Below are 14,570 nucleotides of genomic sequence, written 5' to 3' on the forward strand. Positions count from 1 at the left end.
CTATTAACAACATCTTATGAACGACTTGGAGCGGTATTATCGAGTCTTGGAATTAGAGCCTGGTGCAACACTTGACGAAGTAAACCAGGCTTATAAAGATTTAGTCTTTGTGTGGCATCCCGATCGCCTTCCCAAAGATAATATCCGCTTGCAACAAAAAGCTCAAGAAAAGCTCAAGGCAATAAATGAAGCGCGGGACAAGTTGCGCTCTTTTAACGGGAATTCTGCCAATGGTAAGCACCATTCCACTTCACATACACATTCACCTGCATACACTCATTCACCTTCATACACCCATTCGCCTTCACACACCCAGTCACCCCAACCAAAAAGATCACCACAACCCACACCGCAACCCACACCACAACCGCCAAAGCCAGGTACAGATTTGAGTGGCAAAGATTTTAGTCGAGCTAATTTAAGTAATAAAGATTTATCTGGGAGAAACTTGAGTTACGCTAATTTAAGTGGAGCAGATCTCAGTGATACTTTTATGCACAAAGTTATTCTCAGAGGTGCAAATTTGTCAGAGGCAAATTTATTTAGAGCTAACCTACTTTTAGCAGACCTCAGAGAAGCCAATTTACGTAATACTAACTTAATTGGTGCAGATCTCAGTGGCGCTGATTTGCGTGGAGCCGACTTAACAGGCGCACGCATTCGTTCTGGCGATCGCTTGCTAGTGAAACTGATTGGTGCTAACTTAGCAGGTGCAATTATGCCAGATGGTAACACTTATAGTTAAGTTGCTTTTTATCTTAACTTGCGTATTAATAAATCAGGGCAATCGCCATCTCTTTTAACTTTGGTGAAAGTAGAATTTGATAAATTATCACCAGCGGATTACAAATTATAAACATATCTAAAACTCCTATTGATTTTTGCAAAATTGGGGACAACTTCCAGAGTTTTTTTGGTTCTCTATTCCCTCCCTACAAAAATAATTTCTCCGAATCAAATCTAATTCACATATAAAAATTACGTATTTTAACTAAGTTCAAATTGAAATTTATCACAGAAAATATATTAATCAATATTTTTGTTGCATCTCCTGCATTTTGTCAGCTGCCACTAGTCGCGTCAGTATGGCTGACACTACAAATTTAAGTTAGGCTAAAGCCATTTGTGTGGGGATGACAAATATATATGCGATCTGCTAAGGCAAAAAATGCTTCTGTGAAAGATAATCAGACTACTAATTTCTCTACAAAAGAGTCTCTAACTCAATCGCCATTAAATCATCAAACTTGGATTGTCGGGCTAGTTAATAATCTTAGTATCAGTAAAAAAATTGCTTGGGGTTATACCTTAGCTCTCAGCGTTGCTGTTGTTGGAACAGTAGCGGGATTTATCCTCGGAGATTACTATCAGCGACAAGCCATAATCCAGAAACAAGAAAAATGGCAAGAAAGTCAGCTAATTCGGAATCTTCATGCTGTTTTACTAGAATTACAAGCCCATCAAGGAAAAATCTTAGTTTTTACAGATTTAGAACATTGGCAAGAAGAACGCACTCATCTAGTACAACACTCTGCTGAACTCCAACAACTTTGGTTAGATTTGACAAATTATCTTAATAAGTATCCTAACAAAAAGATATCCAATTTTTTGCAAACTTATGAAACTAGTTCTATAGCTTATAGCCAGCAAATAACGGCACTATTAAACCAAGGTGACACATCTAATTTAAAAGCAGAGAATATCGCCCTAGCAAAAAAACAACTGTTAACTTTAACTCAGAGCAATATATATATTCAATTACATAAGAGTACAGATGCTTTAGATCAATTACTTGAAGCTTCCGATCAGAATTTTCAACGTAAAGAAGTGGCGGTATTAGCTACACAGAAGGTGCGAGACAGAATTATTATTATCAGTATGCTGTTATCGGTGGCGATCGCTATTTTACTCGCTCACTACACCAGTCGGGCGATCGCGCGTCCACTTAAAGCTGTTCATGATATCGCACTGAAAGTTACGCAAGAATCTAACTTTAATTTGCAAGCACCAGTCACCACAGCCGATGAAGTGGGGATGTTAGCCGACTCTCTCAATCAACTCATTCAACGAGTTAATACTCTTTTGGCAGAGCAAAAAGCCGAAGCATCTCGACAGTTAATTCAAAATGAAAAAATGTCTAGTCTCGGACAGATGTTAGCGGGAGTAGCGCACGAAATCAATAACCCCGTCAACTTTATGTATGGGAATCTTCAGCATACTAACGCTTATTTTCAAAATTTATTAATGCTGCTTGAAGCCTACCAAGGTAAAATCCAAGATGATGAACTAGATGCCTTAGCTGAAGAGATTGACTTAGACTTTATCAAACAAGACTTGCCAAAATTATTACAATCCATGCAAGTTGGTGCTAAACGCGCCAAAGAAATTGTTTTAAGCTTGAAAAACTTTTCGCGTTTAGATGAAACTGAATTCCATGCAGTAGATATCCACGCTTGTATTGAAAGTACATTATTAATTCTGAATAATCGCCTGAAAAAAAGAATCACTGTAGTTAAAAAATATGGTGAACTACCTAATATCCAAGGCTATGGTGGTGCATTATATCAAGTATTTATGAATATTCTATCGAATGCCATTGATGCTTTAGAAGAGTCTGATAATGAAGAAATAAATCAAGAAATTATCATTGCTACACAATGTCTAGATGCAGAGTGGATACAAATAAAAATTTCTGATAATGGTTCGGGGATTTCGCCAGAGTATCAACAAAAGATATTTGAAACTTTTTTTACGACAAAACCTATTGGAGTCGGTACAGGTTTGGGTTTATCAATTAGTTATCAAATTATTGTCGAAAAACATCTCGGCCAGCTAACTTGCGAATCAGAACTTGGAGAAGGAACAACATTTGCGATCGCTTTACCTATCAAACACCCAACCGCAGATGAAAAAAGTGAGGATTCTAGCGATTAAAATTGTGTAATCAACAATATTTAATAATAAATAACTTTATTTTAACTGCTCATTATTTGAAATAATAGATATTTTTTGACTCTAGAAGACGGTAACATTATTTATATAACAATTGATAATAATACAGATCATCAGAGTCAAGTAAGAGAAGAAACCTCAATGAATATTGCCATCATTGGTTGTGGTTATGTTGGTTATGCAGTAGCTAAATATTGGCAGCAAAAGATGACTTTTGTTGTTACCGCTACCACAACTACCCCTGAACGTATCCAAAAACTCCAAACCGTAGCGCAAAAAGTCGTAATTGTTAAAGGAACCGATGCCCAAACACTGCAATCAGTTTTGCAAAATCAAGATGTAGTGTTGTTGAGCGTGGGTGCAAAAGGCGCAAATGTATATGAAGAAACTTATTTAGAAACTGCTAAAACTTTAGTGGCGATTTTACCGCAACTACCTAATATCAAGCAAATTATTTATACAGGTAGTTATTCTGTTTACGGCGATGGCAATGGTGCTACAGTCGATGAAGACACACCAGTAGAACCAACTCATACTTCAGGAATAGTTCTCAGACAGACAGAAAAAGTTTTGCTCTCAGCCGCCAGTGAGAAATTGCGAGTTTGCATCTTGCGCTTGGGCGGGATATATGGAAATAATCGAGAACTGCTTAAAATATTTGGTCGCGCATCTGGTACAACTCGCCCAGGTAATGGCGAAGATGTCACCAATTGGATTCATTTAGATGATATTGTTGGTGCGATTGAATTTGCCCGTCAGCAACACTTACAAGGTATTTATAATTTGGTGGATGATGCACATTTAAGCAGTCGAGAATTACTAGATACTTTATTTGCCAAACACAATCTACCTAAAGTCCAATGGGATAGTTCCCTCAAGAGCGATCGCCCATATAATGCCACAGTATCCAATCAAAAAATTAAAGATGCGGGGTACAAGCTGATTCATCCCCAAATCATTTTTTGAATTGATGGTAGGTGACAGGTGACAAACCACTATAGTACTGAGTACTGAATCAGTAAAAGATTACTCAACACTTTCCCACTTGGTAAATGCCAGATCTTTTAACTCAGCACTCAGCACTTTCAACTCAGCACTCCTTACAAAGGACGGTAGACGCGATAGTTAATTTCCGGGAAGATATTATCCATTAATTCGACTTTTTCTAGCCAACCGCTGTCAATTTTACTGATTTTGATATCTTCATAGAGTTTATTAAACCGCATCAGGTGCGATCGCGTGCGGCGTATAGCATAAGGAACCATTGTCCCTGTCCGCATAATAAATGCCCAGTCGGAAGACTGCGCCAGTAAAACTTCTCTTGCTGCTTGGTTCAGCGCCCGCCATTCCAATTCATCCGCAGGTTCAAGTTTCGAGATTTCAATCATCCGTTCTGCGGCTTTGTGCAAATGCTGATAAACCCAAGCATTTGTTTCATTTAACCAATATTCGTGGAAACCTTTGTAACCCCAACTCGATTGGGAAGGACGACAAACTTGTTGTGAGGGTTCGGCTCGGAGATAATCTGCCAAGTGGGTCATTTCATATGTACCTTGGTCATACCATGACTTACGGAATAGGTAATCGATGAACCAAGGGCCTTCGTACCACCAATGCCCAAATAACTCTGCATCGTAGGGCGAAACAATAATCGGCGGACGCTGCATAATTCCATAAAGATGTTCCGCTTGCCGTTCACGGTTATACATAAAGTTAGCCGCGTGTTCTGCTGCTTTTTCCTTCGCCCAGTAAGGATCATATAATGCCTTATCGGATAACCCTAAACCGCGTCCGGTAATTTTATGGTACTTAATCCCCGTGTTTTTTCGCTGGCCATTAGGCATGATATAGGGTTTGATGTAATCATATTCAGCCTCCCAGCCCAAATCTTTGTAAAATTCTCGGTATTCCGCTGCACCAGGATAGCCTACCTCAGAAGACCATACCTGCTGTGAAGATTCATGGTCTCTACCAAAAGCTGCAACTCCTGTTTCAGTGAAAATCGGCGCATAGCTGCCAAAGCGCGGACGGGGACGAGCATAGAGAATACCATGCCCATCTGTGAGGAAGTAGCGTAACCCAGCATCTGCCAGCATTCGCTCCAGCCCTTCATAATAGGCACATTCTGGCAACCAAATACCTTTGGGTGGACGACCGAAGGTTTGTTCGTAGTGTTCGCAAGCTACTTGAATTTGCGCCCACACAGCTTGGGGATACATTTTCATCAATGGCAAATAGCCGTGGGTAGCGCCACAAGTAATAATTTCTAAATTATTACTGTCTTGGAATTGCTTAAAAGCAGTTACTAAATCACCTTTGTAGCGCTCCCACATCTCCCGCGCTTCGTTAAACTCAGCGGCGTAGTGTTCAGCCAAATAACGAACATGACCGTTTTGGGCATTATGCTCAATTTCTAGTTCTGTAAGTTCCTCTAATTTGGCTAAGTGAGCATCATAGCGTTCTTGCAACAGGGGATCGCGCAGCATTGACACCAAAGGCGGTGTCATACTCATCGTAATTTTAAAGTCAATACCGTCTCGCTTTAAGCCTTCAAAAACTTTTAGTAAGGGAATATATGTTTCGGTAATGGCTTCATAAAGCCATTCTTCCTCCAGCACATAGTCACTTTCTGGGTGACGAACGAAGGGCAGGTGTGCGTGAAGTACAAGCGCGACGTAGCCAATAGCCATAGTAATTTTGGGGTGATACTTGTAAATTTAAGGTCGAGGGGTCTAGCAGAAATTAACAATATTTTAAGACCTTCTGGGTATCGTCGTAGCCTGATTGTATGGAGAAAGTTGGATTAGGAGATGGAGTAGATATTTCGACTGCACTCAATAACCAAGGGGGTAGGGGCATGGGTTTTGGTAAATTCTCTGTAAAAAGGGAATTTTCAACTAATTTATTAGACTTGAGATAACAGTATTGAGGTGACTGTTATCTAATTACATTTTTGCAAATTTTTAGTTTTTCCAGGAAGAAAAATTTTGTTTTTTGATTTTCATCAAATAGTATTTAATTCAAGTAAATTCACTGGAAGAAACTCCCTGAATATAGAGGCATTTTCGCTATTTGCACATAGCTGAACACACCTAAAACTATCGTCTTGTGAGCCATATGCTGCCGCCAAAATACAATATTTATTGTCACCTTTTAGCTATTACTAACATAAAAAAATAATTGCTATACTTAAAAAATACTAAAGACAACGAGAAAGTTATCAGCAAATTTATAGACAGTTGCTGAGGGGTAGTTATGGGTGATAAAACCCATTTCATGAGTTAACGAGTTAGACAAAAAATAAAATTATGAAGTACGTCAGCAGCTTTTTAAGCACGCTGTTTCTTGGTGTAGGCATCTGTTCCTTACCTCAATTTTCAGCGAATGCAGTTACTTTAGGTAGTGGCGCGATCGCCTTTGCTCAACCACCAAGTTTAGTTAGTGCTAGTACGCCATACAATGAAACAAGTGTGTCTGATACGACATACTACTTTACCGTTAAAGTACCAGCCACCGCCGGAGAATCATTGCAACAGGTGACTTTTACTCAAGTCTCAGGTACAGAAGATATTGAATTTAATCCTAATGATACCTTGGCTTTTGTCGGGACACGCGATCGCCGAGGTGAAAAGTTAGCAGTCAAATCTGTGGTTAGCAACGATAAGCAGAATTTCACAGTCACCTTTGCTAATCCTGTACCACCAGACCAAACAGTAACAATTGGTTTGCGGACTTACCGTAATCCTTTCAACGATGGTGTCTATTTATTTGGCGTAAAAGCCTTTCCTTCTGGACAGCAAACAGTTGGTCAATTTCTGGGTGTAGGTCGTCTGCAATTTTATAAAGACACTTACCCGGAAGGTTAGAGGATGGGGCGTGAGAAGTAGGGAATTTCTATTCCCTACTATTGCCTATGGGAGTGTTAATCCAATTTATTAAATAAATCAGCCAAAACTACATTAGAAAATAAAAACCCTTCGGGGTCAGTTAATTGCAACCTTCCTTCTCCGACTTTTACCCAACCTTTGGCAAAATACGGTTGCAAACATTGAAAAATCTCTGTGATTTTGCCTTCGCCAAATTCTGCTTGTAAGCTGGAAACACCGACACCTTCAGCCAAGCGCAAACCTAACATTAAAGTTTCTAATAATACTTCGGCTGGTGGAGTCACTTCACAATCAATTATGCCACCAGCCTTTACCCATTGGTAATATTCCTGTGTTTTACGCGGGCGTGTGAAGCGTTTTCCGGTTGTGTAACTTGCTGCACCCATACCAAAACCATAATAAGGGCGGTTTTCCCAATACACTCGATTATGCTGACACTGATGTCCAGGTCGGGCATAATTAGAAATTTCATAATGGTTATAACCTGTACCAGTCAATACTTGTTGTCCCATCTGGTACATTTTGACTGTAGTTTCGTCTGTGGGTAGAGGATTATCTCCTGGTTTGTAGTAGCGACCAAAAGCCGTCCCTGGTTCAATGGTTAAATCATAGATAGATATATGCGTCGGGTTAATAGCTACGGCTTTTGCTAAAGAGTCTGACCATTGATCTAAAGACTGATGTGGCAGTCCAGAAATCAAATCTATACTAAATTCGGGAATCTCGACTTTGTGAATTAATTCAATAGCTGCAAAGATATCTTTAACTGAGTGCGATCGCCCAGCTACTTTTAACAATTCTTCTTGAAAGGCTTGTACACCTAAACTTACCCGATTTACACCCAAATCCCGATAGCCTGAGATATGCGCCAAATCGAATGTTCCTGGATCTACCTCCATTGAAATTTCTACTTGCGGCGCAATCCCAAAACGTCGCTCTAACGATTCTAATATCTTTGCCAACTGCTCAGTTGAGAGCAGCGAAGGAGTACCACCACCGAAAAAAATTGTCTGCAAAGATTGGCCAAAATTAGGAGTGATGGCAATTTCTTGGCATAAAGCTTCCACATATTGGGAAATTGTACCCGACGTTTCACCCCGCAAGCGATCGCCCACAACCGACACCGGGAAGTCACAATAAAAGCACCGCCGTCTGCAAAAAGGAATATGTAGGTATGCAGAACTGACAATGCCAGAAAGATCAAATGCTGATTTCATTTTGAGACATAATTAATTAACTTAACAAACAATTACAAATTGCCAAAATAATGAGTTTATTTATGGTTTTTTATCGTTTTACAACAAAACCATGCAAAATATTAAAATAATGGTCTTTAGTTATAATATTTGCAGATATTCCCTGCTTCAAACCTTAGTCTAAGTCAATATTCATTATTGTCTCTTAGCGATGAAATCAAAAGCATTTGACTTTATCGGGTAAAACAATTGCAGGAAAACAAAACAACCATGCTTGATGCCATTATTATTCTCTCATTCATTCTGGCAGCAGCAGGCATAGGTTTCTACAGCACCGATCTGCTACCTGATGGCACCCTAGATCGAGTGACCAACCTAGAAGCTTTACGCCTCACTGTTGCCGTCTTTGCCGCCATTATTGGCGGTGCAGTTGGACTGAGTTTCCAGACGACTTATCGCCGCCTAGAAGCACAAGTCCGGGAAATGCCACTGGAAGTCATCTTAACGCGTGCCATTGGATTAGTTATTGGATTACTACTGGCAAATTTAATGCTGGCTCCGCTATTTTTGCTACCCATACCACCAGATTTTAGTTTTATTAAACCCTTGGTGGCAGTTGTTGGTAGTATTATTTTAGCTGTTACAGGTATGAATTTGGCAGACACCCACGGGCGAGGATTGTTGCGATTAATTAATCCCAACACCGTGGAAACAATGGTAGCAGAAGGTACATTAAAACCTGCCAATACCAAAGTTTTAGATACTAGCTGTATTATTGATGGTCGGATTGAAGCACTACTAGAAACAGGGTTTTTAGAAGGGGCAATTATCGTACCACAATTTGTTTTACAGGAATTACAGCAAGTAGCTGATGCCAGTAAAGACCAAAAGCGGGTGCGGGGAAGACGCGGTTTAGAGATTCTCAACCGCATTAAAGAAGATTATCCAGACCGCATTTTAATTAACTCCATTGACTACGATGATATTGCGACAGTCGATGCGAAATTAGTCCGCTTTGCTCAAGAAATCAACGCGATATTGCTAACCAACGACTACAACTTGTCGAAAGTAGCCAGCGTGCAGAAAGTCCCCGTGTTGAACGTCAACGATTTAGTCAACGCCGTCCGTCCGACTTATTTACCCGGCGATAACCTCGACCTGAAAATCCTTAAAGAAGGGAAAGAACCAAGTCAAGGTATTGGCTACCTAGATGACGGCACAATGGTTGTTGTGGAAGAAGGTAGTAGTTATGTAGGGGGTGAACTGCGGGTAGTCGTCACCAGCGCCTTGCAAACCTCCGCCGGACGCATGATTTTTGCCAAACCCCAAGCTTCAGCCTTAGCGTGAGGGAAATGTCAGGTTCAATCACAATTAAATCATGCACAAGTAGTGCGATCGGTGTAGCAAACCTGCACCGATTATTTTTTGATGTTTTATCAGATTTTGCTCAGGTAAGACAGATTATTTGGAATTAGAGTTTTGCAGCACAAACCCACCTATTACGTCCTTGTTCTTTAGCTTTATATAAAGCTTTATCTGCTGCATCAACTAACTCTTGAGCAGAACTTTTAGCTGTTGGTATTTGAGTCGTTACACCTAAACTGATAGTCACAAAATCTTGAGAACTATTTTTTTTCGGATGAGAAATCTTTAATTCTTCAATGGATTTATGAATTAAATTAGTTACTTTAATAGCACCTGATTCATCCGTATTTGGCAAAAGGACGATAAATTCTTCTCCACCATAACGAGCTAGTAGATCCGTGGGACGCTTTAATACAGCTTGTGCTGCACGAGCAACTTTTATTAAGCACTCATCTCCTGCTAGGTGTCCATAATAATCGTTATAATCTTTAAAATTGTCAATATCAAATAAAACTAAAGATAAATAATTCCCAGTTCGTTGTAGTCGATGCCATTCCCGCTCTAATAATTCATCAAAACAACGACGGTTAGCTATTTTAGTTAGACCATCTAGCTTACTAAGTTTTTCTAACTTAGAATTCGCCAGTGCTAAAGCATGATTTGCTTGAGCTAATTGATTAGCTTGAGAACGGGATTGCTCTAATAATTCTGAATGTTCTAAAGCTACATTAAACTGAGCCGCTAATTGTCGGATAAATTGAATTTCTGACGTATTCCATTCGCGTGAACAACAGCACTGATGAACACATAGTAATCCCCACAAAATTTTCCCTTTCATTAGAGGTACAACAATCTGCGCCTTAATTTGAAATTGCTCTAATACTAGAAGATGACAATCTTTTAGCCCAGCTTGATATATATTTGATAAGACCTGTATACGTCCTTGCTGATAAGCAACTGTATATCTTTTGCCAAAACAATGATCCTTCACTTTGATAGCAATCACCGAATCATAATCAGGTAATACATTCTCAGATACGAATTCACCAGAGGTATAGTTAGATTTCGTGTCAAATCGAAAAATCCCAACCCTATCTGCACGGAGAGCTTTACGAACTTCTCGTACAGTTGTCTTAAACAAAGTATCTAAATTAAGAGATTCACGAATTTCAGCAACTAAATTAAACAGAATCTCCTGCTGTTGATTCGCTTTATGCAGTTCTGCTGCTTTTTGTTCTGCTTGAGCTAACAATTCTGCTTGTTTAACTGCAAACCCTAACTGCGTTGCAATTTGAGACAGAAACTGTATTTCTAATTTTTTCCATTCATGTGGCTGTGAGTGTTGATAAGCTGCAAGTACTCCCCACAGTTTTTTTCCCACAAAAATTGGTGACGTTGCATAAGCTCGAATATGGAACTGTTCTAAAATTTCTAAATGGCATTGAGACAAGCCTGCTGAGTAGACATCTGAAACCACTAAAGTTTCATTATTACGATAACGTCCACCTTGATGCTCTTGTAAATAAGAGTCATTCCAGACTGTATTTTTTCCTAATGTCTCTACATCATCCCATCCAAGCTCGGCAAACTCAAAGTCGCTGACAAATTCTCCACCCCAGTTTTCATAAAAACGATAGACGGCGATCCGCTCGATGCGGAGCAACTTGCAAGTTTCTTTAGTCGCTGTACGAAAAATTGTTTCTAACTCCAGAGAAGCTCGGATTTTGCTAATAACTTTATAAAGCGCCTTTTCTTGCTGTTCTAGTTGCTGAATTTGAACGTTTCTCTCATACAATTGAGTTTTTAAATCACTAACACTAGGCTGTCCTAGAAGTTTACAGAATAAATCAGCAGATAATTTGGTAATGTTATGTAAAATTTTATTTAACATAAAAAGGTAATTTCAATTATTTTTTGTATAAAAAGACAGGCTAAATCGCTATATTTACGTAATTATTACTTGATTAAAGCTGATACCAAAGCTTTCTTTCAGTTTAACTTTTCTACAATTTATTCTCTTGAAAGATTCAATTAAAAGTAACAGCGTAATAGTTGCTGTCTATTAGCATCATTAGCCAAATATTGCTTATATTTTGGCATATTTTACTTATTGATAAAGACTAACGATTAACTTGATTCGGCGGAAACTGCACACATTACATTTGAATTTATTAGCACTTACGCACAAAAGTTAGTTGTTGAAATTAAGTGTAAGGGTTTTATTTACTCACACTCCAAACCTCTATACCCTTAAACTCTTTGTCTAAAATTTTAATTTTATGTTTCACCACGTCAGTCATGTTTATCTGTGTCAGTGTCGCCTATGATTTTTCGGTGAAAAAACTAAAATTACAAAAAAGCTAAGAATATTAATAATAGGAAGAATCAAGAAGGTGAAGATTAAAGTAAAGATGAGGAGAGAGCGATCGCTCGGTTTATCTGGATGAATAATCTCCTGTTTCAACATTCCATTAATATATCTTCGCTCTATTTTCGTCATTACACATTTATATTGATACTCAACTTCAAATCTTTCATCTTTTACATAATCATTCAATCAATATTCATCACAGCAATAACTATAAAAATCCGCAACTTCATAACTTGATGTTCTATGTTCAACGACTCTGCCTTGAAAATAACGTGTTAATTCTTGTATATTTCCTTTATTGCCCATAACACTAGTTTCTAAAATGCGATTATGAGGGTGATACTTAGTTATTACCTGAGAACCATCAGGAACATTAATTACTTCAAATCTAGCTTCGCCGATATAGTGTAATTCTGGTTCATACTTCTGTAATATAGAATTTGCTAAAATAGCATCTTTTTTAAAATCACCACTTTCATCTATATAATAAGCACCCGTTTCATAACATTCAGCTATACACTGCATCATGTTAGTTAAACTGCTATATCGTATCTCATCTCTCAAAGTGTAATTCAGTATCGGCGAGTTTTCTGTAATTTCTTCAGCACCTATAATAGCAAAACCATCATTTTCAAATTCAAATATAGGGAATCAGCCAAAAGGCAATACAAAACCATAATTATCCGACACTATTTTCCGTACTTCTACAGCTTCTTCTAATGGCAGAAATCGGTAATCATAGAAAAAACTACTATCTTCATCAATCATGCCATTACGCCATTGATAAAGTTCATAAACTTCTCGCGTTAAGTGAAATGGTAAATCTTTTACCTTTTCTTCAATCTCCTCACAAGAAAGTCCCGCTTGTAGAGAAGATACGTATAATTGTTTATGTCGTTGCAAGCACTTGAAAATTCTATCTAAAGCATCTGTTAATTCTGACATAAGACGTAAACACTCATAGCAAAATTAGCTTTAAGTCTAACTTTACTTACTACTCTGTGTCCTCTGCACCTCTGCGGTTTCAATAAAAAACAGCCACCTTCAAAAAGTAGCTGCTTTCATACATGTATGAAACTTAATTTTGCTGATTTAGCCAAACTTCCAAATCAGCCACTTCCGAAAAATCTAATAACGCCTCTCCCAATTCTTCCAATTTTTCAGCAGATAAATTACTAACCTGTTCAAGTAATGGTGTATTGATTTCACCAAAATGCTTTTTTAGCTGACGGCTAATAAGTTTTAATGCTTCCTTCTGAACAATATCTTGATAAATTACTGAATCTTTCATGATATACTCCCGTAATAATTGACGAATTAAATCTTTAAAATCTCGCGTTTAATTTCGCCAAATTTTCATAGGTATATCTTGGTATTTCTGGCGGATATATTCTTCTTCATAAGCAAATTTCGAGTAAATCTCTGAAGTATAACATTCTGCCTCTGCAAGCATCATGTTAGTTAACGTTGGATATATTATGTAAGGATAATCGCCCATTTCCTCAAAATCAACTCTTATTACTGGTGTTGTATCTTTTTGAATTTCGTGAATAAGAACAACATAATAACCTCGACCATCAAGGTCTTTTAAAATTGGAAACCATAAAGAATTCCAATTCTGTTTAATAATCAAATTACACTCATCAATTTCTTCATTTATTGTTGTCATTTCATAATAAGTTGCCAATGATGTTTCTAATGAGAGAAACACATAATTTTCAAAAAAGCGCCCATATATTTCTTCATCTAACCATACACCATTACCCCATTGATATAGTTCATAAACTTCTTTAGGCAAACGCAAAGGTAATAAACTAGATACTTTTTCTTCTATTTCTGCAAATTTTAGCCCTGGTTGTAAAGATTCAAATCGAGCAAAATCTAAATTATTGTATTCCTCTAACCAACTCAAGATTCTATCTAAGGCATCTGTTAAAGCTGACATAGCTCCAATTTATTCGTCAAGTTCAATTTGTTAAAATGATAAATTAAAAAATATTTTCAGTAATAATTAACTTAAGAAATCAACCAATTTTCTAACTGTAAGTTGTTAACTCTAGTTAAATCAGAATCGTGAGAAACTAAAATTAAATTATGAACTATAGCGGTAGCAGCTATCAAAATATCTGCATCCTGAATCATTGTACCTCTAGCTTTTAAATCAGCATAAATTTCTGCGGCTTTTTGAAAAATTCTGATATCATCCAAAAATAAAATTGGATAATCTTGGCAAAATTGTTGAAATAAAGCTAATTTTCTAATGGCATTGCTACTTAACAATCCTCTTTGAATTTCATAGTATGTTATGCCACTAATTAAAATATCTATTTCTAAGCTACTGACCTCTTGCAATTTTAAGTTAATTCCAACATTTTGTTTTAGTGATGCTGAAACAATATTAGTATCTAATAAATAACCCATCTAACCTCGTTTTATAGCTTCATCAAAAAGTTTCATTTGCTCTGGAGTAAAATCATTTAGCATTCCTGAAACTAAATGCAAAGACAAAATCCTTTTAACTCGTTTTGTTAATTCTTCTTCAGAAATATTATTAATATCAGGAACAGAGACAGGGTCAAAAGTACGATTAATTACTTCAATAATTTCCTGTTTATTTAAGTTTTCTTGATAAATAGGATTATTATCAATTAAAGCTGTGACAATTTTGGGTAATTTTTGAAAATTAGATTGATAATTAATCAGAGTCATCTTTAAAGCTCCTCAAAATAAGGCAATTTAAATCCTATGTTAGCAGTTAGATTTTCTCTGAAAATATAGAAATTTACAAAAAAACAGCCA

General features: G+C 37.5%; 14 protein-coding genes. 5 read left to right on the forward strand and 9 right to left on the reverse strand.

Annotation, left to right across the window (positions count from 1 at the left end; translation table 11 throughout):
• Window positions 1–16: 16 nt before the first annotated feature.
• The 3 genes from IQ244_RS09960 (at window position 17) to IQ244_RS09970 (ending at window position 3,918) form a co-directional block, all read left to right on the forward strand.
• A complete protein-coding gene (locus IQ244_RS09960; protein WP_193892931.1) occupies window positions 17–745 on the forward strand; it encodes a pentapeptide repeat-containing protein in 729 nt (242 codons plus the stop codon).
• Window positions 746–1,146: 401 nt separating this feature from the next.
• Window positions 1,147–2,934, forward strand: a complete 1,788-nt coding sequence (locus IQ244_RS09965; protein ID WP_193892933.1) for a sensor histidine kinase — start codon at window positions 1,147–1,149, stop codon at window positions 2,932–2,934.
• Between the two features lie 111 nt (window positions 2,935–3,045).
• Window positions 3,046–3,918 carry an SDR family oxidoreductase gene (locus IQ244_RS09970; protein WP_322746047.1) on the forward strand — a complete coding sequence of 291 codons (873 nt, stop codon included), beginning with the start codon at window positions 3,046–3,048 and terminating at the stop codon, window positions 3,916–3,918.
• A 134-nt stretch (window positions 3,919–4,052) separates the two neighbouring features.
• On the opposite strand, the gene IQ244_RS09975 is transcribed toward IQ244_RS09970, so the two are convergent.
• Window positions 4,053–5,642 carry a glycoside hydrolase family 57 protein gene (locus tag IQ244_RS09975; RefSeq protein WP_193892939.1) on the reverse strand — a complete coding sequence of 530 codons (1,590 nt, stop codon included), beginning with the start codon at window positions 5,640–5,642 and terminating at the stop codon, window positions 4,053–4,055.
• A 618-nt stretch (window positions 5,643–6,260) separates the two neighbouring features.
• On the opposite strand from IQ244_RS09975, the gene IQ244_RS09980 reads away from it, so the two are divergent.
• Entirely contained in the window at window positions 6,261–6,818 is a 558-nt protein-coding gene (locus IQ244_RS09980) for a DUF2808 domain-containing protein (protein WP_193892942.1), read from the forward strand.
• A 56-nt stretch (window positions 6,819–6,874) separates the two neighbouring features.
• Here the strand turns inward: IQ244_RS09980 and hemW are convergent, their stop codons facing one another.
• Complete coding sequence (gene hemW, locus IQ244_RS09985; RefSeq protein WP_193892944.1) at window positions 6,875–8,056, reverse strand: radical SAM family heme chaperone HemW; 1,182 nt, start codon at window positions 8,054–8,056, stop codon at window positions 6,875–6,877.
• A gap of 249 nt (window positions 8,057–8,305) precedes the next feature.
• On the opposite strand from hemW, the gene IQ244_RS09990 reads away from it, so the two are divergent.
• Window positions 8,306–9,382: a PIN/TRAM domain-containing protein gene (locus IQ244_RS09990; RefSeq protein WP_193892947.1), complete on the forward strand. Its 1,077-nt coding sequence runs from the start codon at window positions 8,306–8,308 to the stop codon at window positions 9,380–9,382.
• A gap of 124 nt (window positions 9,383–9,506) precedes the next feature.
• Here the strand turns inward: IQ244_RS09990 and IQ244_RS09995 are convergent, their stop codons facing one another.
• From IQ244_RS09995 to IQ244_RS10025, 7 genes are all read right to left on the reverse strand, one after another.
• Window positions 9,507–11,291: a sensor domain-containing diguanylate cyclase gene (locus IQ244_RS09995; protein ID WP_193892949.1), complete on the reverse strand. Its 1,785-nt coding sequence runs from the start codon at window positions 11,289–11,291 to the stop codon at window positions 9,507–9,509.
• A 666-nt stretch (window positions 11,292–11,957) separates the two neighbouring features.
• On the reverse strand, window positions 11,958–12,299 hold the full coding sequence (locus IQ244_RS10000; RefSeq protein WP_193892951.1) for a hypothetical protein: 342 nt from the start codon (window positions 12,297–12,299) through the stop codon (window positions 11,958–11,960).
• A 123-nt stretch (window positions 12,300–12,422) separates the two neighbouring features.
• Window positions 12,423–12,716: a hypothetical protein gene (locus tag IQ244_RS10005; RefSeq protein ID WP_193892952.1), complete on the reverse strand. Its 294-nt coding sequence runs from the start codon at window positions 12,714–12,716 to the stop codon at window positions 12,423–12,425.
• Window positions 12,717–12,849: 133 nt separating this feature from the next.
• A complete protein-coding gene (locus tag IQ244_RS10010; RefSeq protein ID WP_193892954.1) occupies window positions 12,850–13,062 on the reverse strand; it encodes a DUF4351 domain-containing protein in 213 nt (70 codons plus the stop codon).
• A 48-nt stretch (window positions 13,063–13,110) separates the two neighbouring features.
• Window positions 13,111–13,716, reverse strand: a complete 606-nt coding sequence (locus tag IQ244_RS10015) for an SMI1/KNR4 family protein (protein WP_193892956.1) — start codon at window positions 13,714–13,716, stop codon at window positions 13,111–13,113.
• 71 nt (window positions 13,717–13,787) lie between these two features.
• Complete coding sequence (locus tag IQ244_RS10020; RefSeq protein WP_193892959.1) at window positions 13,788–14,192, reverse strand: type II toxin-antitoxin system VapC family toxin; 405 nt, start codon at window positions 14,190–14,192, stop codon at window positions 13,788–13,790.
• Window positions 14,193–14,480 (reverse strand): hypothetical protein, encoded by a 288-nt coding sequence (locus IQ244_RS10025; protein WP_193892961.1) that lies wholly within the window; start codon window positions 14,478–14,480, stop codon window positions 14,193–14,195.
• Window positions 14,481–14,570 lie beyond the last annotated feature (90 nt).

It is taken from the genome of Nostoc sp. LEGE 06077, from assembly GCF_015207705.1.
GTDB lineage: Bacteria > Cyanobacteriota > Cyanobacteriia > Cyanobacteriales > Nostocaceae > Nostoc_B.